At 57.2% G+C, this 22586-nt stretch carries 20 protein-coding genes; 13 read left to right on the top strand and 7 right to left on the bottom strand.

The genetic code is table 11. The annotated features are described in order from the left end of the window. The first annotated feature begins 407 nt into the window (after positions 1–407). Positions 408–1604 (top strand): hydantoinase/carbamoylase family amidase, encoded by a 1197-nt coding sequence (locus tag LA5095_RS15180; protein ID WP_055116925.1) that lies wholly within the window; start codon positions 408–410, stop codon positions 1602–1604. A 511-nt stretch (positions 1605–2115) separates the two neighbouring features. Here LA5095_RS15180 and LA5095_RS15175 read toward each other — a convergent pair. After that, entirely contained in the window at positions 2116–3024 is a 909-nt protein-coding gene (locus tag LA5095_RS15175; RefSeq protein ID WP_029064541.1) for a LysR family transcriptional regulator, read from the bottom strand. A 168-nt stretch (positions 3025–3192) separates the two neighbouring features. Between LA5095_RS15175 and LA5095_RS15170 the strand changes: the two genes are divergently transcribed. The 5 genes from LA5095_RS15170 to LA5095_RS15150 all read left to right on the top strand — a co-directional run bounded on the left by LA5095_RS15170 (position 3193) and on the right by LA5095_RS15150 (position 8853). Then, positions 3193–3801 (top strand): glutathione S-transferase family protein, encoded by a 609-nt coding sequence (locus LA5095_RS15170; protein ID WP_208992735.1) that lies wholly within the window; start codon positions 3193–3195, stop codon positions 3799–3801. A gap of 91 nt (positions 3802–3892) precedes the next feature. Then, the gene (locus LA5095_RS15165; RefSeq protein ID WP_055116921.1) at positions 3893–4804 is read left to right on the top strand and encodes a PhzF family phenazine biosynthesis protein; all 912 of its coding nucleotides are present in this window, start codon (positions 3893–3895) and stop codon (positions 4802–4804) included. Positions 4805–4871: 67 nt separating this feature from the next. Continuing rightward, on the top strand, positions 4872–6524 hold the full coding sequence (locus tag LA5095_RS15160) for an FAD-binding oxidoreductase (RefSeq protein ID WP_055116306.1): 1653 nt from the start codon (positions 4872–4874) through the stop codon (positions 6522–6524). Positions 6525–7117: 593 nt separating this feature from the next. Then, positions 7118–8248: a type III PLP-dependent enzyme gene (locus LA5095_RS15155; protein WP_055116304.1), complete on the top strand. Its 1131-nt coding sequence runs from the start codon at positions 7118–7120 to the stop codon at positions 8246–8248. A gap of 11 nt (positions 8249–8259) precedes the next feature. After that, complete coding sequence (locus tag LA5095_RS15150; protein ID WP_082442420.1) at positions 8260–8853, top strand: GNAT family N-acetyltransferase; 594 nt, start codon at positions 8260–8262, stop codon at positions 8851–8853. Positions 8854–8972: 119 nt separating this feature from the next. On the opposite strand, the gene LA5095_RS33455 is transcribed toward LA5095_RS15150, so the two are convergent. Continuing rightward, on the bottom strand, positions 8973–9833 hold the full coding sequence (locus tag LA5095_RS33455; protein ID WP_144436003.1) for a hypothetical protein: 861 nt from the start codon (positions 9831–9833) through the stop codon (positions 8973–8975). 121 nt (positions 9834–9954) lie between these two features. Between LA5095_RS33455 and LA5095_RS15140 the strand changes: the two genes are divergently transcribed. Next, entirely contained in the window at positions 9955–11340 is a 1386-nt protein-coding gene (locus LA5095_RS15140) for a homospermidine synthase (RefSeq protein ID WP_055116300.1), read from the top strand. Positions 11341–11467: 127 nt separating this feature from the next. After that, positions 11468–11812: a hypothetical protein gene (locus LA5095_RS15135; RefSeq protein ID WP_055116299.1), complete on the top strand. Its 345-nt coding sequence runs from the start codon at positions 11468–11470 to the stop codon at positions 11810–11812. A 110-nt stretch (positions 11813–11922) separates the two neighbouring features. Here LA5095_RS15135 and LA5095_RS15130 read toward each other — a convergent pair whose 3' ends face one another. Beyond that, positions 11923–12315 (bottom strand): DM13 domain-containing protein, encoded by a 393-nt coding sequence (locus LA5095_RS15130; protein ID WP_055116919.1) that lies wholly within the window; start codon positions 12313–12315, stop codon positions 11923–11925. 382 nt (positions 12316–12697) lie between these two features. Here LA5095_RS15130 and LA5095_RS15125 point away from each other — a divergent pair, with 382 nt between their 5' ends. Together LA5095_RS15125 and LA5095_RS15120 are read left to right on the top strand one after the other, a co-directional pair. Then, a complete protein-coding gene (locus tag LA5095_RS15125) occupies positions 12698–13039 on the top strand; it encodes a hypothetical protein (protein ID WP_055116297.1) in 342 nt (113 codons plus the stop codon). A 177-nt stretch (positions 13040–13216) separates the two neighbouring features. Continuing rightward, positions 13217–13501, top strand: coding sequence for a phosphopantetheine-binding protein (locus LA5095_RS15120; RefSeq protein ID WP_082442419.1), 285 nt, complete (start codon positions 13217–13219; stop codon positions 13499–13501). Between the two features lie 33 nt (positions 13502–13534). Here the strand turns inward: LA5095_RS15120 and LA5095_RS15115 are convergent, their stop codons facing one another. Next, positions 13535–15352 carry an adenylate/guanylate cyclase domain-containing protein gene (locus LA5095_RS15115; protein WP_055116293.1) on the bottom strand — a complete coding sequence of 606 codons (1818 nt, stop codon included), beginning with the start codon at positions 15350–15352 and terminating at the stop codon, positions 13535–13537. A 171-nt stretch (positions 15353–15523) separates the two neighbouring features. Next, a complete protein-coding gene (locus tag LA5095_RS15110; protein WP_144436023.1) occupies positions 15524–17062 on the bottom strand; it encodes a SulP family inorganic anion transporter in 1539 nt (512 codons plus the stop codon). 416 nt (positions 17063–17478) lie between these two features. On the opposite strand from LA5095_RS15110, the gene LA5095_RS15105 reads away from it, so the two are divergent. Further along, positions 17479–18657, top strand: coding sequence for an aminotransferase (locus tag LA5095_RS15105; RefSeq protein WP_055116291.1), 1179 nt, complete (start codon positions 17479–17481; stop codon positions 18655–18657). Between the two features lie 36 nt (positions 18658–18693). Next, positions 18694–19731 (top strand): asparaginase, encoded by a 1038-nt coding sequence (locus tag LA5095_RS15100; RefSeq protein WP_055116289.1) that lies wholly within the window; start codon positions 18694–18696, stop codon positions 19729–19731. Positions 19732–19737: 6 nt separating this feature from the next. Here the strand turns inward: LA5095_RS15100 and LA5095_RS15095 are convergent, their stop codons facing one another. After that, positions 19738–20187, bottom strand: coding sequence for a GNAT family N-acetyltransferase (locus tag LA5095_RS15095; protein ID WP_208992704.1), 450 nt, complete (start codon positions 20185–20187; stop codon positions 19738–19740). A 12-nt stretch (positions 20188–20199) separates the two neighbouring features. Between LA5095_RS15095 and LA5095_RS15090 the strand changes: the two genes are divergently transcribed. Then, on the top strand, positions 20200–21006 hold the full coding sequence (locus LA5095_RS15090; protein WP_055116287.1) for a dimethylarginine dimethylaminohydrolase family protein: 807 nt from the start codon (positions 20200–20202) through the stop codon (positions 21004–21006). 3 nt (positions 21007–21009) lie between these two features. Here LA5095_RS15090 and LA5095_RS15085 read toward each other — a convergent pair whose 3' ends face one another. After that, positions 21010–22380, bottom strand: coding sequence for a TIGR03808 family TAT-translocated repetitive protein (locus tag LA5095_RS15085; RefSeq protein WP_055116285.1), 1371 nt, complete (start codon positions 22378–22380; stop codon positions 21010–21012). Positions 22381–22586 lie beyond the last annotated feature (206 nt).

The raw sequence follows: 22586 nt of genomic DNA, 5'->3' as shown, positions 1-22586 counted from the left end.
TTCTTGGCTTCACTGCACGACAAGGAAATACTACTCCGCTAACTTGGAATGGTTATCCAAACCGAATGACCGAAAAGTCCGCATCTCAGTCCTTTGTGAACGGCGCAATGAAATTCCGCTTTTGAGTTTTAAGCCCCAGCCGCTGAATGACCGGAAGGTGGGCGCGTTTGGGAAGTTCCCTGGGGGGAATACCAGCGCCAGCCACGCGAAACCGAAACGTATTGGGAAGAGTGGATTACGGTCCGCAAGACCGTGGGAGCCATGGCCCGTTTCGCGCTCTGGCGGTTTGACGCGCTTTTGGATCACTTAGCTTGAAAGGTGAGCAATTCGGCTGCAGCATCAAAAGAGAAGTTTCAATTGCTGCATGTCATGCAAATTCTGGGTGTTTTCAGTTTGGGAAGGTCAAGATGAACGTTCTGCCAGACAGGTTTTTGAGGGATCTTCTCACGCTCCGCTCCTTCGGCGCGAGTGGCGTGGGCAAGGGAGTGGTGCGTCCGGCGTTTTCTGAACCAGATGTGGCTGCCCGAAAGTGGCTGATCCAACAGTTTGAGGCAACGGGCCTGACCCCACATGTGGATCCTGCGGGCAACGTTTTCGGCCTGACCGATGCTCCATCCATGCTTTTGGGGTCTCACACCGATACCCAACCCGAAGGGGGCTGGCTCGATGGGGCATTGGGTGTCATCGTCGCATTGGAGATCGCGCGTGCTGCGAAAGAGGCGGGTGGTCCGCCGGTGTCAGTCGTGAACTTCCAGGATGAAGAAGGGCGGTTTGGTGCGCTGACCGGATCCAGCATTTATTCAGGCAAGACCACACTTGCCGAGGCCGACGAATTCACGGACATGAACGGGCTCTCTTTCCGCGACGCGCGGTCTTCAATTGCGGATCTTGCAGGAGTGTGCGTGCCACATAAGCAGTTTTCGGGTTTCATCGAGCTGCATATTGAACAGGGCAGCACACTGCACGACGCGGGCGAGGCGATTGGCGTTGTCACAGGTATTGTCGGATCCCGACAACTGCAGATCACGCTGACAGGCCAGCAAAACCACGCTGGCACCACGCTGATGTACCAGCGAAAAGATGCGTTTCAGGCGTTGTCGGCATTCAACACCGCGCTAAACGACCGCCTTCGAAACATTGTAACACCGCGCACAGTCTGGACGATTGGCCGGATACAACTTAGGCCCAATGCGCCCTCCATTGTGCCTGGTGAAGTGGTGTTCGACGTGCAATGGCGCGATGTCGATGACGATCGGCTGGCCCGGATGGAATCTCTTGTTCGCGATCTTGTTGCCGAGATTGCCGGAGACCACGGAATGCAGGCTGAAATTGTGCCGATCAAGGCGCTGCAGCCGGTTCCAATGGACGCCAACTTGCGCGCGGCCTTGAGCGCCGCAGCCGAGGCACAGGCCCCGGGTAAATGGCGCGAGATGCCGTCGGGCGCCTTGCACGACGCTTCAAACATGGCGCGGTTGATGCCGTCAGCGATGTTGTTTGTTCCGTCGATAGACGGGATCAGCCACGATTTTGCCGAAGACACGCACGAGGCCGACTTGAGAACCGGCCTGCGTGTGCTGGCGGACGCCGTCAGCCGACTAAACTGAAACAGTTGTCAAACCAGAGCCCCCGTTGCTCAAACGCTTGTGCTCTCCGATAAACTTGCCGCCGGACAATAGACTTCCCGAGGCCGGCCTGGCTCTTCGAGATCAACTTGTTGCCGCAGAACCAACGGGAAGAGCTTCTCTAGCCGGCGGAGTAGCCAGGCAAATCGGCCACTCGATCTGACTGCAACGAATGGCCGCTGCCCACCCAACTCGTAAATTTGGTGCGTCTCAAACGAACGTCTACTTTCAGGCTCAGGCTTCAACTCGGCGAACGGCCGAGATGCGGCGCAAAACAGCCATTCGCCGCATGCGTCTCAAACGACAACTCGGTGCCTTGAACTCCCCGGTACTTGAGTGTCGTGAATATGCGGTCGCATGTACAAACGAGCCGAATTTTGTGCGCATGCCAGGAAACGTGTGATCTGAACGTTGAATGTCGGGCGCTTGCAGAGTTGGGATACTCCGCCGTTTCACGAAATTCGGTATGCTCGGCGAAACATCATGTGCGTCGCTAAATGTGTGCCGTTCGCTGCCAGCGGGTGCCGAATTCCGCCGAAAGATGATCGATGAGCGCGCGGATCCGCCGGGTCAGGTGTCGATTGGGCGGATAAAGGGCGTATACGCCAAAATCGTTCGACGGATAATCGGGAAGGACTTCTTCCAGGTCGCCTTTTTCAAGCGCATTTTCAACGATATAGAGCGGTGCACGGGTGACGCCGAGACCGCCGATGGCCATGCGGGCCAGAGCGCCGGGCGAGTTTGCCTGCACGGTCGCATTGATCCTGACAATCTGCTCGGAACCTTGCGCATGAAACCGCCAGATGTTCATCTCCGACTGGTTGGAATAGATCAGGCAGGCATGGGTTGTCAGGGCCTGCGGCGTTTGCGGACGCCCATGCCTGTCCAGGTAGTCGGGCGAGGCGCACAGGATCAACGGCATGTCGGAGAGTTTGCGGGCGATCAGCGCTGAATCCTTCAGATCACTGATGCGAATGGCAAGGTCGAGACCTTCCTCGACGACGGCCACACGGCTGTCGGTGAGTTTCAGGTCCAGTTCGATATCCCGGTGTTGTCTCAGGAACGGCACAAGAGCTTCCGTCAGCCGGGTGCTGCCGAAAACCGTAGGGGCGGTCATGCGTATGGAACCCGCCAGGGAACCCTGCCGTTCCCTGACCAGTGAATCGAGATCGTCAATCTGCTCGAGGATGGACCGGCAGCGATCCAGATAGGCATTTCCGACGTCCGTCAGCGCGACACTCCGGGTCGTCCGGTTGAAAAGCTGCGTCTGCAGCCGGCTCTCCAGTTGCTGAACATATTTGCTGACCAGCTTTGTCGAGATACCTAGCCGACGTCCGGCGCCAGTGAAGGATTGTTCCGCTGCAACCGCAACGAAGGCCCGCATGGTTTCGATCTTGTCCACGGCGTCAAATCCTCTTGCAGATATTATCCTCAAATCATACATAATCATTGAATGAATTGAAGTATTATCTTCGAATTGGAAGAGGTGCATATTGCGATCAGCGGACCGGGCAGGGTGTTCCGGGTGCCGCCGAAAGTCATCCAAATGGAGATCGCAATGTCCAATGCCATTCGCATTCACCGTCATCCGCTGTCCGGTCACGCGCACCGGGCGCAGCTTTTTGCCAGCCTGACCGGCATCAACCATGAGCTAGTCGATGTTGACCTGCTGTCGGGTGAACACAAGAAAGAAGCGTTCCTGAGTCTCAATCCCGCCGGCAAGGTTCCGGTTCTGGAAGACGGGGAAGTCGTCGTCGCCGATTCCAATGCGATCCTTGTCTATCTTGCCCGTAAATATGCGCCGGACTGGATGCCGAAAGACACGGTCGGTGAGGCCGAGGTGCAGCGTTTCCTTTCGCTGGCTGCAAACGAAATCGCAAATGGACCGGCAGCAGCCCGCCTGATTACCGTCTTCGGCGCGCCGCTTGATGCGGACCGGGCAAAGACGATCGCGGCCGGTGTCTTTGGCCAGCTGGAGGCTCATCTGGATGGTCGTGACTGGCTGGTCGGAAACCGGCCGTCGGTCGCCGATGTCGCTATCTACAGCTACACGGCGCACGCGCCAGAGGGCAATGTCGGGCTCGACGGCTATCCGAATATCCGCGCGCTCCTGGCCCGTATCGAAGCGCTGCCGGGCTTTGTGCCGATGCAGGCCACAAAGGCCGGATTGGCCGCCTGATCCGGAGATACGGGCACAATCGAGGAAGAGGCGGTCATGCGCCTCTTTCCCGAAGATTGCATTTCGACAATCCAAACCAGTGGCGGACAAAATGACCAATACAGCCAGGAAACCGGCTTCCAGCGTGGACGTCAGGATCGTGAACGCTTTTGTCAGAGATGGAGAAGGCGGCAATCCGGCAGGCGTTGTGCTTGACGCCGATCATCTCAGCGAAGCAGACATGCAGGCAATCGCAGCCGGAACGGGTCTTTCAGAAACGGCTTTCGTATCCGGATCGGACATTGCGGACTTCAAACTGGATTTCTTTACGCCTACCCGGCGGATTGCCCATTGCGGCCATGCGACTGTCGGTACGTTTTCCCTGCTTGCCTCTCTCGGCAGGGTAGGTGAAGGCGCAAGTTCGAAGGAAACGGTTGATGGGCCGCGTGCGATCGAGATCAGGCACGGTGCCGCCTTCATGGAGCAACTTGCCCCCGCGTATTTCGGAGAACTGGAGTGGGGCAGTGATGCTGTTCGCGAACAGGATGTGCTGACGGCTCTGGGACTGACGCAAGACGACCTGTTGCCGGGTGGAAATCCCGTTGTTGTCGATACCGGGAACCGTTTCCTGCTGGTCGGTGTGAAAGACCCGCAGGTCCTGGAACGGATTGCCGAGAACCAGGACCTGATCGAGGCCATCAGCGAAGATCTCGATCTGATCGGCTTTTATCCCTTTGCGTTGCCGGAAGAGGGAGAGATCACCGCAACAACGAGGATGTTCGCACCGCGCTACGGCATTCGCGAGGAAGCTGCCACGGGTATGGCGGCAGGACCGCTCGCCTGTTTGCTTCATGACCGGTTCGGGGTCAGCGCGTCGCGCATCCTGATCGAGCAAGGCAGGTACATGACACCGACTTCTGTCAGTTTGCTGGATGTCCGGCTTTCCCTCCAAAACGGCGCGATTTCCGGCCTGATGGCTGGCGGTTACGGCAAGGTCGTGCGGGAGCAGACAGTCAGCTACTGACGACACCGGTTCAGACCAAGGCCAATCCCGGGCAACAGGTTCGTGGCAAGACAAAAGGAATGATCCAATGAAAGCGATAGATTTGCCTGGCGTCAGAGAACAGGACGCCACTCCGTTTCATGAAGGTGAAATCGCCATTCAGGAACGCATGGGAGAGCGCGACATCGAGACCTGGGCAAAAAGGGCAATCCGGCCGTTCATGCCGGACCAGCATCGGACTTTCTTTGCCGCGCAGCCGTTCCTGATTGTTTCCGCACGAGACCGGTCAGGTCGCCCCTGGGCAACATTGCTTGAAGGTGAGGCCGGCTTCATTTCTTCCCCGGATCCGGAGAGCCTGGAAATCAACGCGAAACCGGTCAGCGGGGATGCACTGGAACATGCATTCGATGTTGCAGCCGATATCGGTATCCTCGGCATCGAGATGGCGACCCGCCGCCGGAACCGTGTGAATGGACGGGTCGGTGGAAACGGCGCGTCAGGGATCAGGTTTGAAGTGGGACAATCCTTCGGCAATTGCCCGCAATACATCCGCGAGCGGGACTACTGGTTCACCTCCGAACCTGTGGCCGGGACCGCCAAACGCGGCAGGCAACTCACCGAAAGCCAGATTGAGTGGATCAGGGCGGCAGACACTTTTTTCATCGCGTCCGGACACAATGGCGCACGCGACCATGTCGCGAACGGTATGGACGTTTCGCACCGTGGCGGCGACCGGGGTTTCGTGGAGGTGCTGAGCGACACGCAAATGCGGTTTCCGGATTATGCGGGCAACCGCCACTACAACACACTGGGCAATATCCTGCTCGATGGCCAGGCCGGATTTCTGTTCCTTGATTTTTCGACCGGAAGCCTGTTGCAGATAACGGGCCGGGCGACGATCGATTTCGGTTCAGAAGAAGTCGTCCGATTTCCCGGCGCGCGTCAGCTGGTGTCGCTTGAGATCGATGAAATTGTCGAGCTGTCATCAGCACTCAGACTGCGCTGGCAGGAGGATGCAGGGTCTGCACGATCCTTGCGCCTGGTTGAGAAAACGGCAGAAAGCGCCGACGTGTCGTCCTTTGTGTTCGAAGCGCGCGACGGCGGACCGTTGGCTTCCTTCAAGGCCGGACAGCATTTGCCGATCGAATTGAGGGTTCCTGATGCTGATACAAAGGTCCAGAGAACGTACTCGCTTTCCGGTTCACCGCTGGAGGATCGATACAGGATCTCCGTCAAACGGGAAGCGCGTGGACTGGCATCCGGTTTTCTGCACGACCGGCTGGAGGTCGGTACGATCCTGGAAAGCCGGAAACCGGCCGGAGACTTCGTGCTGTCGAATGGTGATGGTCCGCTCGTTCTTGTCAGCGCAGGGATCGGGGTCACACCGATGTTGAGCATGTTGCATCAACTGGCCGCTGAAAAGAGCGAACGAGACGTCCTGTTCGTGCATGGCGCCCGGGATGGGGACCACCATCCGTTCCGCGACGAGGCTGCGCGATTGGCCGAAGCAGCAGCAAATATCAAAACCCGCATTCTTTACAGTCGACCGTCTCCTAACGATGAACAAGGCAGGGATTACGATGAGACCGGCAGGATCTCGGCAGATTTTCTGATCCGGCTCATGCCTGACCCGGATGCCGATTATTACCTTTGCGGTCCCGCGGGTTTTCTCGCTGAGCTGAAGGACGATCTGGAAAACAAAGGTGTCGCGGAAGGAAAAATTCATTTCGAAACGTTTTGAGCATGATTGGCCGGTGCATGGTTCGGACGGCTGTCAACCGGAAACATCCGGGCCCGCCACCAGGGGCCGAATTGGCCGAACCCGGCCGTCATTCAGCCCTGATGAAAAAATCTGCATAAACGGTCAATTTCCGCTTGCGCGAAACACCAAACTACCGCATATAGCGCCTGCCCAAATTCGCACGTGCCCGAGGTCGTTCATGGGATGCTACAAAGACATCTCTTAAGGGGCCGCTGCCACTAAAACCGCCAAGGGGCGGGCAGCAGATCCGTACGGCTTAAAGCAACGACGTAAGAGGGCTTTTTTGGTCTCTGCCGGGGTATCCAACCTCCGGCGTCACTGAAGAGGCACTTGTTACATCCTTGCCCGACGTGCGGCTCGGTATCTCCGATCCAATCAACGGCATTCCCGACGCGGGAAAGCATCGCGTGCATGTCAAATGCCGTGATCGCCCGACCGTCGCTGCGGTCAACCCGGCCTCCGGTTCCATCCCGGGGGAGGCCCGGTGCGTATTGCAGCACCCTGCGACGTGAACTGCAGCACGCCAAACGGAGTTTGCGTGTCTGCGGCCTGATTTGAAAGGGGAGATCCCCATGAGCGAGCGCATCCGCGACTTCCTGCGCCGACGCGACGACGACGGACCCTGTGTTGTTGTCGATCTCGATATCGTGAGCGACAACTTCCAGGCTTTTGCAAGGTCATTGCCGGATACTTCGGTCTATTACGCCGTGAAAGCGAACCCTGCACCGGAAATCCTCTCCCTGCTGGAGAGCCTTGGTTCCTCCTTCGATTGTGCCTCCGTCGGTGAAATCGAACTGGTGTTGGCGACCGGTGCGTCGGCCGACCGTATTTCCTATGGCAACACCATCAAGAAGGAGAGGGACATTGCGCGTGCCTTTGAACATGGTGTCCGGCTCTTCGCAGTCGACTGCATTGAAGAAGTCGAAAAGATCGCCCGGGTTGCTCCCGGGTCGAAAATCTTCTGCCGGGTCCTTTGTGACGGTGTCGGTGCCGAGTGGCCACTCTCCCGCAAATTCGGTTGTGATCCCGAAATGGCGACCGACGTCCTGGAATACGCGCACAGGCTCGGCCTTACTGCATACGGGGTTTCCTTCCACGTTGGTTCCCAGCAAGCAAATCTCGAAGCCTGGGATTTCGCTCTCGCCATGGCGGCAGGTGTCTTCCGCGAAATGGCACTGCGCGGCATCGAGCTGAAAATGGTCAACATGGGTGGTGGTTTCCCGACCCGCTACCTGAAAGACGTCCCGGGTGTGCCGCGCTATGGCGAGGCAATTTTCCAGGCGCTGTGCCGGCATTTTGGCAACCAGCTTCCGTCGACGATTATCGAACCGGGCCGGGGCATGGTCGGCAACGCCGGCATGATCGAAGCCGAAGTGGTGCTGATTTCCAGGAAGTCCGCTCAGGACGACATGCGCTGGGTCTATCTCGACATCGGCAAGTTCAACGGTCTTGCCGAGACCATGGACGAGGCCATCCGCTACCCGATCCGTACGCCTCGCGACGGCGACAGGACGACACCGTGTGTTCTGGCCGGACCGACCTGCGACAGTGTTGACGTTCTTTATGAAAAGACGCCGTACCAATTGCCGGTCAGTCTTTCCATCGGCGACAAGGTGCTGATCGAAGCCTGTGGTGCCTACACGACAACCTATTCGTCGGTTGGCTTCAATGGATTTGCGCCATTGGCGTCTCACGTCATCTAGGACGAACCGAAATGATCACCATTGTTGACGAGGCGCTGGAACACTTCAGCGCCCGCGAGGCTTTGCTTGACCTCGGTTTCGGAGAGGATCGTCACCTGAAAACGTGCGAGCGGCTTCGCGCGGGCAGGATACCGGTGTTTGCGTATGTCGTACTTGATGAAGCAGGCAAGCTCGCTGGAACCGTTCGTCTCTGGTCCGTGCAGGACGAGGGCGGTCAATCAATCCTGCTGCTCGGACCGCTGGCCGTTGCGTCAGAATTCAGAGGCAGAGGGGTCGGTGACCGGTTGATGCGCCATGCGCTCAACCAGGCGTCAACGCATGGTCACGGGTCGGTGGTTCTTGTCGGCGATCCTGCATATTACGAGCGGTTCGGTTTTTCGTCGGGCAAGCTGGAGCGTGTCATTTTGCCCGGGCCCTTTGAGCAGCATCGCTTTCTTGGAGTGGAACTTCTGCCCGGACAGCTTGCTGAACTGAATGGTGTGTTGAAGGCGTCAGGGGACTTCCAGGTCAATGCATCCGGAACAGCAGATCCGTCCCGGGGCGTCGAGCCAAGCCCGGCAGAACAGGTGATTTTCCATCAAGAAAAATGCGGGTCAAAGGCTTGAATTCCATTCAAAAACGGGTCACTTCTAGAGCAAAGCGCAATAAGTGCGCTTCTGTTTGAAAAGCTATTTCTTGAGCCCTACCTTTTGACGACACAATTGGCGGCAGAAAAGACCGGAGTTTAGAAAATGACCGACGAATCCAACGGCGGCACGCCGAAAAAGCCGGCCACAAGGGCAAACACAAAACGGACGCAGGCAGAAGCCAAACCAACCACCGCAAAGGCCTCATCAACAAAATCAACGGCTCCCAAGTCCACAGGCTCCAGATCAAGTGCCGCGAAGGCCAAACCGGCCGCTGCCAAGCCTGCCGCTTCCAAACCTTCAGCGAAGACGGCGGCAGCCAAACCGGCGGCAACACCCTCCAAGGCTGCTGCAAGAAAACAATCGACCGCCAAGGCTGTCAGCAAAACCACAGCACCAAAGCAGACGGCAGCAAAAACCAGGGCCAGTACTGCAGCTGCAAAGCCAGCGGCGACTGCGTCGAAACCTGTGACCAGAAAACCGTCGACGGCAAAGCCTGCTTCGAAGTCCAAAGCGACAAAACCTGTGACGGCAAAACCTGTTGCCAAAACCACGGCAGCAAAACCTGCAGTGGGCAAGGCCGCGCCGAAGAGTGCGGCGGTGAAACCTGCAGCAAGCAAGACCGCCCCAAAGACCAGAGCAGCGAAGCCTGCAACGGCCAAAGCGGCAGCAAAGACCGCGGTAGTGAAACCTGTAGCAAGCAGGGCAGCTCCGAAGTCCGGAGCAGCGAAACCTGCGGCAGCCAGCAAAGCCGCACCAAAGAGCAGGGCGGCAAGATCCGCTACTGCCAAAGCGGCTCCCAACAGCGCAGCAGCAAAGCCTGCAGCAAGCAAGGCGGCCCCGAAGAGCCCGGCAAAACCGGCCGCAAGCAAACCTGCCGCAGCACGCAAAGCAACTGCCAAACCCGTGGCTTCCAGGTCTGCGGCGTCAAAACCTTCAACAGCAGCGAAGGCGGCCACCAAACCTTCCGAGAAGAAACCTGTGGCTGCTGCCAAGACACCGGCCAGAAAGGCAGCACCCAAATCCGTAGCGACTTCTGCGAAGTACCCGGTTCACGGAACGATTACCGGACCTGTGGTCATGATCGGGCTCGGTTCCATCGGCAAGGGGACGCTGCCGCTGATCGAGCGTCATTTCAAATTCGACAAGTCACGCTTTTCGGTGATTGATCCTGTCGACACGGATGCAAAACTGGTGACGGAACGGGGCTACAAATTCCATAAAGTTGCTCTGACGCCGGACAACTTCAAGGACATCCTGACGCCTCTGGTCACCGAGGGGGAGGGGCAGGGCTTCGTTGTGAACCTGTCGGTCGACACCTCTTCGCTTGATCTCATGAAACTGTGCCGGAAACTCGGTGTCCTCTACATCGACACCGTCGTTGAGCCCTGGCTCGGATTCTACTTTGATGAAAATGCTCCGGCCGCCGATCGCACGAACTACGCATTGCGCGAAACTGTCCGCAAGGAAAAGAAGAAGAAGCCTGGCGGCACGACGGCTGTCTCCTGCTGCGGCGCAAATCCGGGCATGGTGTCCTGGTTCGTCAAGAAAGCGCTTGTCGACGTGGCCACTGAAACCGGCATCAAGTTCAAGGAGCCAGCCGACCGCAAGGGTTGGGCGAAGCTGATGAAGAAGGTCGGCGTCAAGGGCATCCACATTGCCGAGCGCGATACGCAACGGGCCAAGGAGCCGAAGCCGCCGAACGTGTTCTGGAACACCTGGTCCGTCGAAGGCTTTCTGTCCGAAGGCTTCCAGCCCTCCGAGCTCGGCTGGGGTACGCACGAGAAGTGGAAACCGGCAAACGCCAAGAGCCACAAGAAGGGCTGCAATGCGGCGATCTATCTCGAGCAGCCAGGGGCCAACACGCGGGTGCGCACATGGTGCCCGACACCCGGGGCGCAGTTCGGTTTCCTCGTGACCCACAACGAGGCCATTTCGATTGCCGATTTCTTTACGCTGGAGGACGGCAAGAAGGTCACCTACAGGCCGACCTGCCACTATGCCTATCACCCGGCCAACGACGCGGTTCTTTCCCTGCATGAGCTTTTCGGTGCAGCAGGCAAGGTACAGGACAAGCTTCATGTTCTGGAGGAAGATGAAATCCGCGACGGTATCGATGAGCTCGGCGTTCTTCTCTATGGTCACAAGAAAAACGCCTACTGGTACGGCTCCCAGCTCTCCGTCGAGGAAACCCGCAAACTGGCACCCTATCAGAATGCGACCGGTCTACAGGTAACGTCGGCAGTTGTTGCGGGAATGGTCTGGGCGCTGGAGAACCCGGAAGCCGGCATCGTTGAGACAGACGAGATGGACTACAGGCGCTGCCTTGAAATCCAGATGCCTTATCTCGGGCCGGTCAAGGGCTATTATACCGACTGGACACCCCTGGAGGGGCGGCCGGGCTTCTTCAAGGAAGACCTGGACCAGAAGGATCCATGGCAGTTCAGGAACATCCTGGTTCGGTAAGAAGTAACAGAAAGCGTGCCGTCCCGGACCTGATCCGGGACCTTTTCCGACAATTGGCAGCGGCTCGAGGCCGGGGTGGCTGAGATAAGTTGCGGCAGCTTCAGGTCCTTTTGACCAAGGTTTTAATTTGGATAGTTTCATCGACAGCATCGGTCTGAACACTCTGCTGCTCGCAGTTCATGTCGCCGCACTTTTGTTTGCCATGCTTACCTGGTCCATTTTGCCACCAAAGCGCAAACGTTGGCCGAATTCGCCGATCACGGGCGGTATATCCATTCTTGTCGCAGTATACTTTGTCTTTCGAATGCTGGCAGTCCCGCAAGGACCAACAGCGAATGGTTCCTTTGCGGACTGGTACCTGATTTTTAGTGTTGTTTCAGTCGGCATGCTGCCCGCTGCCACCCTGTTTTGCTTCTTTGTCTCCGGTATCGTCATTGGCAGCCTGATAGCCAATAATCTTGTCAAACGTTGATGCGGGCGCCGCGCGCGGCCATCCGTGTTCCAAATTGGTTCGCATGCCCGACTTCCATTCAGCCATGTGCCCCGGCTCGGGGCCGGGGCGGCCAAGTAATCAGAGACGCCTCAGTTGCCTATCTTCGCGACGCCGAGCGGGACATTGAATTTGCGGCACCAGATATAAACCTCGTTATAGTCGGAAGCGTTGATCCCGCTGCCGATCTGGTAACTCTGCTTGCCGGTCAGTTTCTTCAGTGCTCCGAGATCGGCGTTCGGGTCGAACTTGCCATTTTTTCCAAGACCGACCCGTGGATCGGGTGCGCCATCGAGGCTGAAATCGCTTTCGAGGACGACGCTGTTACTGCTGAGTTCGGTCTTGCCCGTCGTGACATGGTCGCTGCGGCCCGAGAAGTTGCCGGATCTCGTCTTGCTTCCCGCAAATGCGGGTATGGTGGCTGATGCAACGGTTGCGGCCACGAAGCCGGAAGTGAGTGCGAGAAACTGTCTGCGGTTCGTCATTTTCTGTTTTCCTTGGGTGCCCGTAAATTTGTTGAGTGCATTTCTGATGAGGGCCGTCCGGCCACACGTTTCAGATCGGGTTGACTGCGTTTTTTTTGAAGGCACATTCAGCTCTCGCGTCGTCACATGTTGGCGAAATCCGCGTTACCGGATGATGACATCACCCTCGGCTGTTTCGTCTGCACCTGGTCAATCGACTGCGCATCAGCTGAATATTACAAATTGTCCAGATGTCTGGACTGAGACTGGCACGCTTCCTAAGTAAGTGGGCGCAGCGGAATGATGCTGCAGAAACCAGGCATCCCGGCTGTGACAGGCAAGTGCTGCTGCGCCGGGTACCTTCCGACAGATCAATCAATCGAAACCAATCGGGCCAAGAACCATGTCTGTGTTATTCGATGCAGGTCTGCTGCTTGCAGCAGTGCTTGTCTTTTTTGCAAGCGTTTTGGGTTACTTTCTGCTTTCAAATGTCTTCCAGTCCAAAAGACGGCGCGGGCTGCTTTCAAAGGACGGGTTCACCTTCCTGATTGCCGGCGGTCTCTTTCTCACCTTCACGGCCAGCTATATGGAAATCTTCGCTTTCGCATTCCGTTTGCCATATCCGGCCTTTGTCGATCTCGGGATCGGATTGCTGGCAGTATTCGGCACATCAGTCATTGCCTACAAGTTCGCAACACGGCTGGTAGAGAACAGATCAAGACATCGAAAAAGATTACCTGCCTGACGAGCGACCTAAAAAATAGCCACGTTCCCTTTTCGACCGTGAAGGCGTCGCAGCCTGGCATTCACCCAACGTTATCTCGTAAAATTTACCGAAGGAAGATTGCGCTTCTACAACCTGACTGTTATTTGAGGTAGTAAGTTTTTTTATGCACACATCAATTTATTCATTGGGTGATAAATGTCTGAAGTTAAGGAAGTAGTCAGATCGGTCATTGCGAAGAACCTGAATTTGGCGTGGTGGACAATCACGCCAAATTCAACCTTAAGTAGGTTGGGTGCGGACAGTCTGGATGCGATTGGTCTCATCATGGCTGTCGAGCTGGAACTCGGGTGCTGCCTGCCGCAGGAAACCTTCAATTCGATTGAACTTCAGGACAACGAATGGACATTTGGTGCCTTCGTCGAGGCGATCGAAAAATCGGTCAATCATGTGCCGGTCCGTCTGCAAGCCCTAGCCGAGTAATTGCGCAATCGGGTTCAGCGGGGACCGGCCTGTTCAGCCTGGCAACAGCCGGACCACGTCAATCGGTTCGGCCTTGCCCTTGACCATCTGCGGACCGATCTGTTGTTGAAGGATGTCCGGGTTCAGCCTATTGGCGATCTCGCCGGAAACCAGAACAATGACCTCTGCCGTCCGGTCAATTTCCTTGCCTAGGCTTTCAAGGCGTGCGGCTATGTTCACGGTATCGCCGATCACGGTATAGTTGACGCGTCCGGGTGCGCCGATATCTCCGACGATCAGCGGACCCATGTGAATACCGATACGTACGCGCACCGGTGGTTCGTTGCGTGCTGCACGATCCCGGTTGTCCCTGACGATCGCCTCGACCATTGCAAGTGCTGCACCGGCAGCAGGCTCAGCCGGATTGTCCAGGTGATCCGGCGCGCCCCAGAACGCCATGACACTGTCGCCGATATACTTGTCGATCGTGCCACCGTGGTTGGTAATTTCCGCGCCTAGTATTGACAGGTGATGATTGACGAAAGCTGCGGTTTCGCTCGCAGACATGCCTTCAGAGGCAGATGTAAAGCCGACGATATCGGTAAAGAGGACGGCGACTTCGCGTTCCTCAGGCGGTGCTTCTGTGCGGCCTTCACTCAGGAGCTTCTGCACGAGGGTGCGCGGTACATACCTGTTGAAGGCATTGAGCCCTCCGACCATCGCGTTGAAGCCACTCGACAAATCGTCAAGCTCCCGGATGACGGACGGGGGGAGCGGTTCAAATGCTTCCAGGTTCAGTCCGGCGACGTCCTTGGCCGAACCGGCCGCCCGGCGAATTGGCTTGGCTATGCGGCGCGCAAGGGCAATGGCGCCGAGCAGAGACAGCAGCAGCAATCCCAGTCCAACCACGATGGCGACAAGCAGCTGGCGCAACGGCTGATCCAGGAACTCGCCGGGAAAATGCACACCGATACGCGCAGGGAGCCCTTTCAGGTTGTCGTTTTTCTTTTCCAGAATGATGAAACGCTTGTTTCCCTCCCGGTCATATCCCGTTCGCAGTTCGAGGTTGTCTGCAATTTTGTAATCTTCGTTTGCCACGACCTGCATTTCCGAGAAATTGGTGAGAAAATGATCGGAAATCTGACTGACATGGAGAAGCGGCGCAGTCGCGCTCAACTGCTCAAACCGTTGGTGCAGCAATGGGTGCGCGATGACCTCTTCAGATTTTTCCTTCATCAGAAACACGATGATGTCTTCGGTTGAAATGGACCACGTGATGTCTGAAATCCGCTCCAGTGACATGCCGATCATGAAGCTGCCGTGGTACTTGTCCTTATCATAGAGGGGAGTTGTGTAGATGAAATACGTGTGCTCCCGGCTCGGCATATAAAGCGGTTCGCTCCAGAACGGGGTCGATTGCCGCGAAGCTTTCCCCGTTAACCGGGTCAGGCTTGGAATTTCTGACGCCAGATCAGTCCGGCCACCTTCCAGCTTTCCATCAGCATCTCCCCGGTCGACATCGACGCCGCGGCCGTTTTCATCGACCATCACCATGAATGAGACACGATCCTGGGGTGCGAGTGCGCCGTAGATATACGCGATCAACAATTCGGGTTCGTCAAACGACAATTCGCCAAGCGCCCAGCTCGCATGGGTATAGTCCGCCGTCTCGGTCACTGCATGCAACTGCTCGACAAACGCTGCTTCAGTGGAATCCATTCCAAGATCAACGAGCCCTCCGCCAAGCTGGCGGATAACGCGTTCAGAGGTTACTGCCTGGATGATCAGGATCGCGGCAGCTGTGATGACCACGAATGTCCCGATAACAGTGGCCAGGGTCGGTGTGATGAAGAGCTTGTTGCGTAAATGCACAGTGATATCCCAAAACACAGCCAAGTATGTTGCCGGACCGGTAGCGCTGGCTGATTGCCGTTTCGCCAATTCGGTGCTTTGCGGACATTAACCGAACTTTCCCGACAAAAGAAAAGGCCCCGAAAGCAGTCCGCTTCCGAAGCCTTTCGTCAGAAAACAGGAAATGTGACGTCAGGAAGCCTTTTCAGGTTCGTTGAACCTGTGTCCGTAGTCGACCGCAACTTCGTAGTCGGGATCTTCAAGAACGGAAACTTCAACGAGATTGCCCGCCTTGCTCAGCAGTTTCTGGCAATCCGGAGACAGATGGCGCAAGTGAAGACGCTTGCCGGCGGCCACATATTTCGACGCCAGGGCGTCGATCGCTTCAAGACCCGAGTGGTCGACGACGCGGCTGTCAATGAAGTCGACAACCACATCGTCCGGGTCGTTCTGGGGGTTGAACAGATCGACAAATCCTGTTGTCGAGCCGAAGAAAAGCGGTCCGGACAAACGATATACCTTCCAGCCCTCCTTGCTCGTACCGACACGTGCGCTGATGCGGCTGGCCGCATTCCAAGCATAGGCGAGCGCCGAAATGATGACACCGACAACCACCGCGACGGCAAGGTCCGCATAGACGGTTACACAGGTGACGATCACCATGACGAGCGCGTCGGTCAGCGGGATCTTGTGGACGATCTTCAGACTGGCCCATGCAAATGTGCCGATAACGACCATGAACATCACGCCGACAAGAGCCGCGACCGGGATCTGTTCAATCAGGGGCGAGGCAATGACAATGAAGGACAGCAGGAACAGGGCAGCGGCAATGCCGGATATCCGCGTTCGAGCCCCTGATTTCACGTTGATCATCGATTGGCCGATCATGGCGCAGCCACCCATGCCGCCGAAGAAACCGGTTACAATGTTCGCGGTGCCCTGAGCAACGCATTCCTTCGAGGCGCCACCTTTGGTGTTTGTCAGGTCCGCGACGAGGTTGAGCGTCAAAAGGGATTCGATCAGGCCGATTGCAGCCAGGATAACCGCGTAGGGAAAGATGATCTGCAGTGTTTCAAGGGTGAGTGGGACCATCGGGATGTGGAAGTCAGGCAGGCCGCCAGAAATCGAAGCCAGATCCCCGACCGACCGGGTATCGAGATTGAAGCCGAGAACCAGGCCCCAAACCACCAGAATACCCGCAAGCGGGGCAGGAAACGAGGTGGTGATCTTTGGAAGCAGCCAGGTCACCGCCATGGTAAGGGCAACGAGCCCGAGCATCAGGTAGAGCTCCCATCCTCCCATCCAGGTCAGGCCGCCTGATGCGTCCGGCACCTTGAACTGGCCAAGCTGAGCCAGGAAAATCACGATGGCAAGGCCATTCACGAAACCAAGCATCACCGGGTGTGGCACCATCCGGATGAACTTGCCCCACTTCAGAATGCCGACGGCAATCTGCATGATGCCCATCAGGACAACGGTCGCGAACAGATATTCAACGCCGTGCTGTGCGACAAGAGACACCATGACAACCGCAAGCGCGCCGGTTGCGCCCGAAATCATGCCCGGACGCCCTCCGATGCAGGCTGTGATCAGCCCGACGAAAAAGGCGGCGTAGAGCCCGACGAGAGGATTGACGCCTGCGACAAAGGCGAAGGCAACGGCTTCGGGAACCAGAGCCAGCGCAACAGTCAAACCTGCCAGCAGCTCCGTTTTGATGCGCGAGGCATCCATTTTGGTCGATTGTACAGGCGCAACGGCCTCGGCACGTGCAGTCAAGACGGGCTCCAGACTATTCATGTTTTGTTGAAACGGTCGCCCAGGAACACCGGACATACACATTGACCTAGATCAATTGACGACCTTTTAGTCTATTTATTGCGCCGCAGCAAGATTCGCCGCGAATACCAGCCATGCATCGTGAAACAAGTGCAGCATTGTTGAACGCTGTCATATGTGTTGTCGTCCGATTTGGTCTCGACGCTGCGTTGCCGATGCAACTAGACGGTTGCATCTGTGGAAGTGTTATCCGAATTAAATTCAGGTGATCTCAGTTGAGGCGGTCTTCATCTGAGTTCCTGCACTCTGAAAACACTCGACGGACGTCTTTCTGACGATTAGAACCAATGAAATCACTTCCGGGAGACGTTATGAAGCCGACAAATCCGGTGTTCACCGGCATCGAAACCACTGTTTTTGAAACCATGTCCCGGCTGGCGAAGGCTCACAATGCCGTCAACCTCGGGCAGGGTTTTCCCGATGTGGACGGACCTGACGACATTCGTGAAGTGGCCGCCAGGACCTTGATGGACGGCCCGAACCAGTATCCGCCGATGCTGGGCCTGCCCGACCTGCGCGAGGCGGTTGCCGAGAGCAACAGGCGATTCTACGGACTTGAGATCGACGCACAGAGCGAGGTTCTGGTGACGTCCGGGGCTACCGAGGCGCTTGCGGACTGCATCATGGCGCTCGTGTCACCGGGAGATGAAGTGGTTCTGGTCGAGCCGCTCTATGACTGTTATCTGCCTCTGGTGAGGCGGGCAGGTGGAATTCCCGTGCGTGTTCGGGTCAGCCCGCCGGAATGGCAGCTCGATACGCAAAAGCTTCGTGCCGCCTTCTCTGAAAGAACCAAGGCAATCCTGATCAACAATCCCATGAACCCGACGGCAAAGGTTTTTTCCGCTGCGGAATTGCAGTGCATTGCCGACTTGTGCCGCGAATTTGACGCTTATGCGATCTGTGACGAAGTTTACGAACACCTTGTTTTCGACGGGGCAGCACACCGGCCCCTGATGGCATTGGACGGAATGCGGGAGAGGACGGTCCGTATCGGTTCAGCAGGCAAAACCTTTTCGCTGACGGGCTGGAAGGTCGGCTATGTCACGGGTCCTGCCCGGTTGATCGATCCGGTTGCCAAGGCGCACCAGTGGGTCACATTCACCACACCGCCAAACCTGCAACAGGCAGTTGCTTATGGTTTGAGGAAAGACGACAGCTACTATCAGGACCTGGCCCGGGACCTGGAGGCGAAGCGCGACCGGATGGCGAGGGGGCTCCAGGCACTTGGATTTTCTGTTCTTCCTTGCTCCGCGACTTACTTTCTGACCTGCGGTTTCGAAGAACTTGGTCTGGGTGATAATGATGTCGATGTCTGCGAGGTCCTCGTGAAGCAGGCCGGCGTTGCAGCTGTCCCGGTCTCCGCCTTTTATGGTGCGGATGCGCCAACCGGTTACATCCGGTTCTGCTTCTGCAAAAAAGACTGGGTGATCGACGAAGCCCTGGCGCGGCTCTCTGCATTTTTAACTGCGGCAGGCGGCGAATCCGCATAGCCTCAAACAACCGATTTGATCAGGATGAGAAACTTCATGGACAATCCGGCTCTGGTCGATGTGACACGCGGAAACCTGACGGAGAGCCTGCATCGTGGCAGCGTGGCAGTCGTTGATACCGGCGGGAATCTTGTTTTCGGGATCGGCGATGTCGACGCCAGAGTATATCCCCGTTCTGCGATCAAGGCTCTACAGGCGCTGCCGCTGGTGGAATCGGGCGCCGCAGAAGCCCTTGATCTGACCGATGCCGAATTGTCGCTTGCCTGTGCGTCCCACAATGGCGAGGAAATTCACGCAAACGCCGCCCGGGTGATGCTGCTTAAAGCCGGGCTGAACGAGGATGATCTGGAATGCGGTCCGCAATGGCCGCAGCGAATGGAAGATGCCGCCAAGCTGATCCTCGCGGACGAAGTACCCTGCGGCCTGCACAACAACTGTTCCGGTAAACACGCAGGATTTCTGGGGCTGGCCAAGACGATGGGGGTCGATACGCGCGGCTACATCGAACCGGACCATCCGGTGCAGCGCGAAGTCCGCCTCGCGATGGAACAGATGACGGGCGACACGCTGACTGAAGATGTGTGCGGAACCGATGGTTGTTCCATACCGACCTATGCCTCACCACTACGAAGCTTCGCGCGGGCCTTTGCTTCGTTTGGAACCGGAGAGGGGCTTGAACCTCTTCGTGCCGACGCGGCCCGGCAGATCTACGACGCCTGCATCAACGAGCCCTACATGGTGGCCGGTGCGGATCGCTTCTGCACCCGGGTCATGGAAACTTTCCGCGGTCGGGTCTTTGTCAAAACCGGCGCGGAAGGTGTTTTCTGTGCCGCGATACCCGAACTCGGATTTGGTGTGTCGCTCAAATGCGACGACGGCGCAACGCGCGCTGCGGAAGTCATGATGGCGACTGTTCTGGAAATTGCCCTGGAGCTGAATGAAGACGAGGCTGTTCTTATGGACAATCTCGTCAATCCGCCTGTGTTGACCCGGCGGGGTGTTCAGGCTGGCCATATCAGACCCGGCGAAGAGTTTCTGTCCGCTTTGAAGGCCGCCCTGAAACAAGCCAAATGAAAAAGGCTACAAATCCTTTTTCATCATAATCTTGTTTCCGGTTCTTAATGTTTCACTCCAACCCAGGTGACTGTAGAGAGACACATTCTCGGGCAGGTTTACATGAGTTGCGAGCTGAATTGCTGTCGCTCCGCTCCTGCAGGCGAATTCCTCAGCCTTCTCCATCAGTTTCCTGCCCAGACCCAGACCCTTGAAGTCGGGATCGACGGCGACGTTCACCAGTTGGGCCGGAACGCCATCGAGATTCAAGATGATACACCCGGAAGTCTTGCCGCCTGTCTCGGCAACGAGTACCGTTTTTGCCGCGATGTCTTCTTCCAGACCGGCTGAAACGTCCGGCAGGTCGCTCAACCGTGCTTTTACCGGTGCATAGGCCCGTTCGATGCAACGTTTGAGAACGGCAGCGTCTTGCAATTTCGCCTTGCGGATGGATGTTTCTTTGCTCGTCGATTTCACTGGAGTTTCCCTATGACGCCCCGCCCTGGTCTGTCTTTCCGTTTTACCCATGCAATCACGCGTACGCCGTCTGACAGCGTTGCGAGCGGGATCCGGGCTGTCGACAGCGGTGATCCGAGCGGTGCAAGATTTCGGGAGGAACATGAGCAATATGTCCGCGCTCTGCAAGAGGCGGGTCTAGAGGTTGACGTATTGCCTCCGCTTGAAAACTATCCTGACAGCTGTTTTGTCGAGGATCCGGCATTCTGCCTGCCCTCAGGTGCAGTCCAGCTTCGGCCTGGGACAGCCAGCCGTGAAGGAGAGGGCAGGGAAATCCGGCGTGCTCTCGAAGCCCGTTTCGCCGAGGTGGTCGAATTGCCAGGTGATGGCTTTGTCGACGGCGGCGACGTATTGATGCTCGATGATGTTGTCCTGATCGGCCTGTCGGCTCGAACGAACCGCACGGGAGCAGGGGCCTTCGCCGGCATTCTGGCGGATTGGGGCTATGATGCCCGGGTTTGCGAGACGCCGGACGGTGTACTGCATTTCAAAACCGCCTGCTCCACACTTGGCGACGACGTCATCCTGGCAACGAAAGTCATGGCGGCAAGCGGCTTTTTCGGAGAGCGGAAGGTCGTTGTCGTTCCGGACGGTGAGGAATATGCCGCCAATGTCATCCGGGTGAACGACGTCGTCCTGGTTCCGGAAGGTTTTCCGAAGACACTTGAAGCGATTCAGCAAGAAGGCTTCAAAACCGTGGTTCTGCCGACCCACGAGGCGCGCAAGGTCGACGGTGGGCTCTCCTGTCTGTCCCTGCGTTTTGCCTTGCCTGAAACCTGATGCTCAAGCGCTCACCTGGTTTCCCGTGATCGTCAGATTGGCATGACGGGCTGAATTGTTCAGTTCGCCTGTTGCAGGTTCCAGCCAGCGATAGCCCTTTATCGCACCACGTTCCGAGCCCTGGACGATGTTGTTCGTGATGGCCGCCGGGCCTGCTCCGTCAACGACAGTCACGGCTATGCCGGTTCCGCAGTCACGCAGAATGTTCTGGGATGCAACGATATTGCGCATGTAAGGCCCCCAACCCAGAAGCATGCCGAATTTGGGAGCTCCTTCAATGACGTTGCCGGTCAGTGTCGTGTCGGCTTCAGCGGCAATGCCAATGCCGAAACCTGAAACCTCCGGTGGGTATGGACCGTCTTCGGAGATGTTGCGGATGATGTTTCCGGAACAGACGGACATACGGCCGCCATCCATGAAATTGGCGATGGAAATACCGGTCGTGCCACCGTCGACGATGTTGTTCGCAATTACCGCGCCTTGAAAATTGAATTCCGAATAGATCGCACATTCGCCGGACCGCAGACAGGAATTGCCGAGGATTTGAACATTGGATCCCGTGTTTGAGCGTATAGCTGAAAATGCGCAGTCTGTGATGCGATTGTTGGAGATCATCACGCCGTGGGCCCTGAACACGTTGATGCCGTTGCCGAACTGGCCTGTGCCACCATAGCGGGCGCCAATGCGTTCAACCCGGTTGCCCGACACAATGGTGCCGTCTTCACCTTCACGCCAGCGGTGCACCCAGATGCCGCCATTGGCGCAATCGGTGATCGTATTGCCGGTTATCGCCAGTCCATCGGCTTCGTTCGAGCGCAGTCCGGCCTCGGCCGCGCCGTAAATCCGGCAGTTTTCGACGCGTCCCGAACAACGATCCAGGACAACTCCCATTTTCGAAGAGCCCGCGATATCACAGTTTTCGATCGCGAGATTGCGGACACCGACAAAGTGGAGCAGACCCTCTGTGAAATCGCCGATCGACCGGTTGGCGCCATCGAAGGTGACACCTTGAATGCCGATGTTGCTGACACCCTCCGCACGGATAAGCTGGCCGCCGCCGCCCTGATAAACGAGCCGGGTGCGGCCCGGAACGCCGACGATCAATGTGCCCGAGGGCAGGCGCAGATTGGCAACCGGATAGGTGCCGGCCGGCAGAAAGAGGGCGCGACCGCGATCAACGGCCCGATTGACGGCGTTCTGGAACTGGGCAGTCTGGTCGTCGGAGGCATTGGGCAAAAGGCCAAGGTCGGCTGAATCGATCGAGCCTCTCAGATCCGCAACTTTCATTTGTGCCATCGCTGCTGTCCCGGAAAGAGACAGTGCTGTCCCGGCAAGAAACGACCGGCGGCTCAGTTTGGAAAAATCACGTCTCATTGGCAATGCCGTTTGCTGTGACCGTCCCAGGATGGGAAACAGTTCGGGTTTTCACCCTGAAATCAGCAAGGGATGTGCCGGATTGGCTGAGACTGTGGCGTTGGCCCTGACAATTCGCTCCTAAACAAGCATCGGGACGAGATTGACCCGGTCGACTGCGGATCTTGGCTCAAGGCCGTGCGGCGCGGTGATGCATTCCCACGTCG

This window comes from Roseibium album (assembly GCF_001404515.1).
Classification (GTDB): Bacteria; Pseudomonadota; Alphaproteobacteria; order Rhizobiales; family Stappiaceae; genus Roseibium; species Roseibium album.
This window is presented reverse-complemented; position numbering and strand designations above follow the sequence as displayed.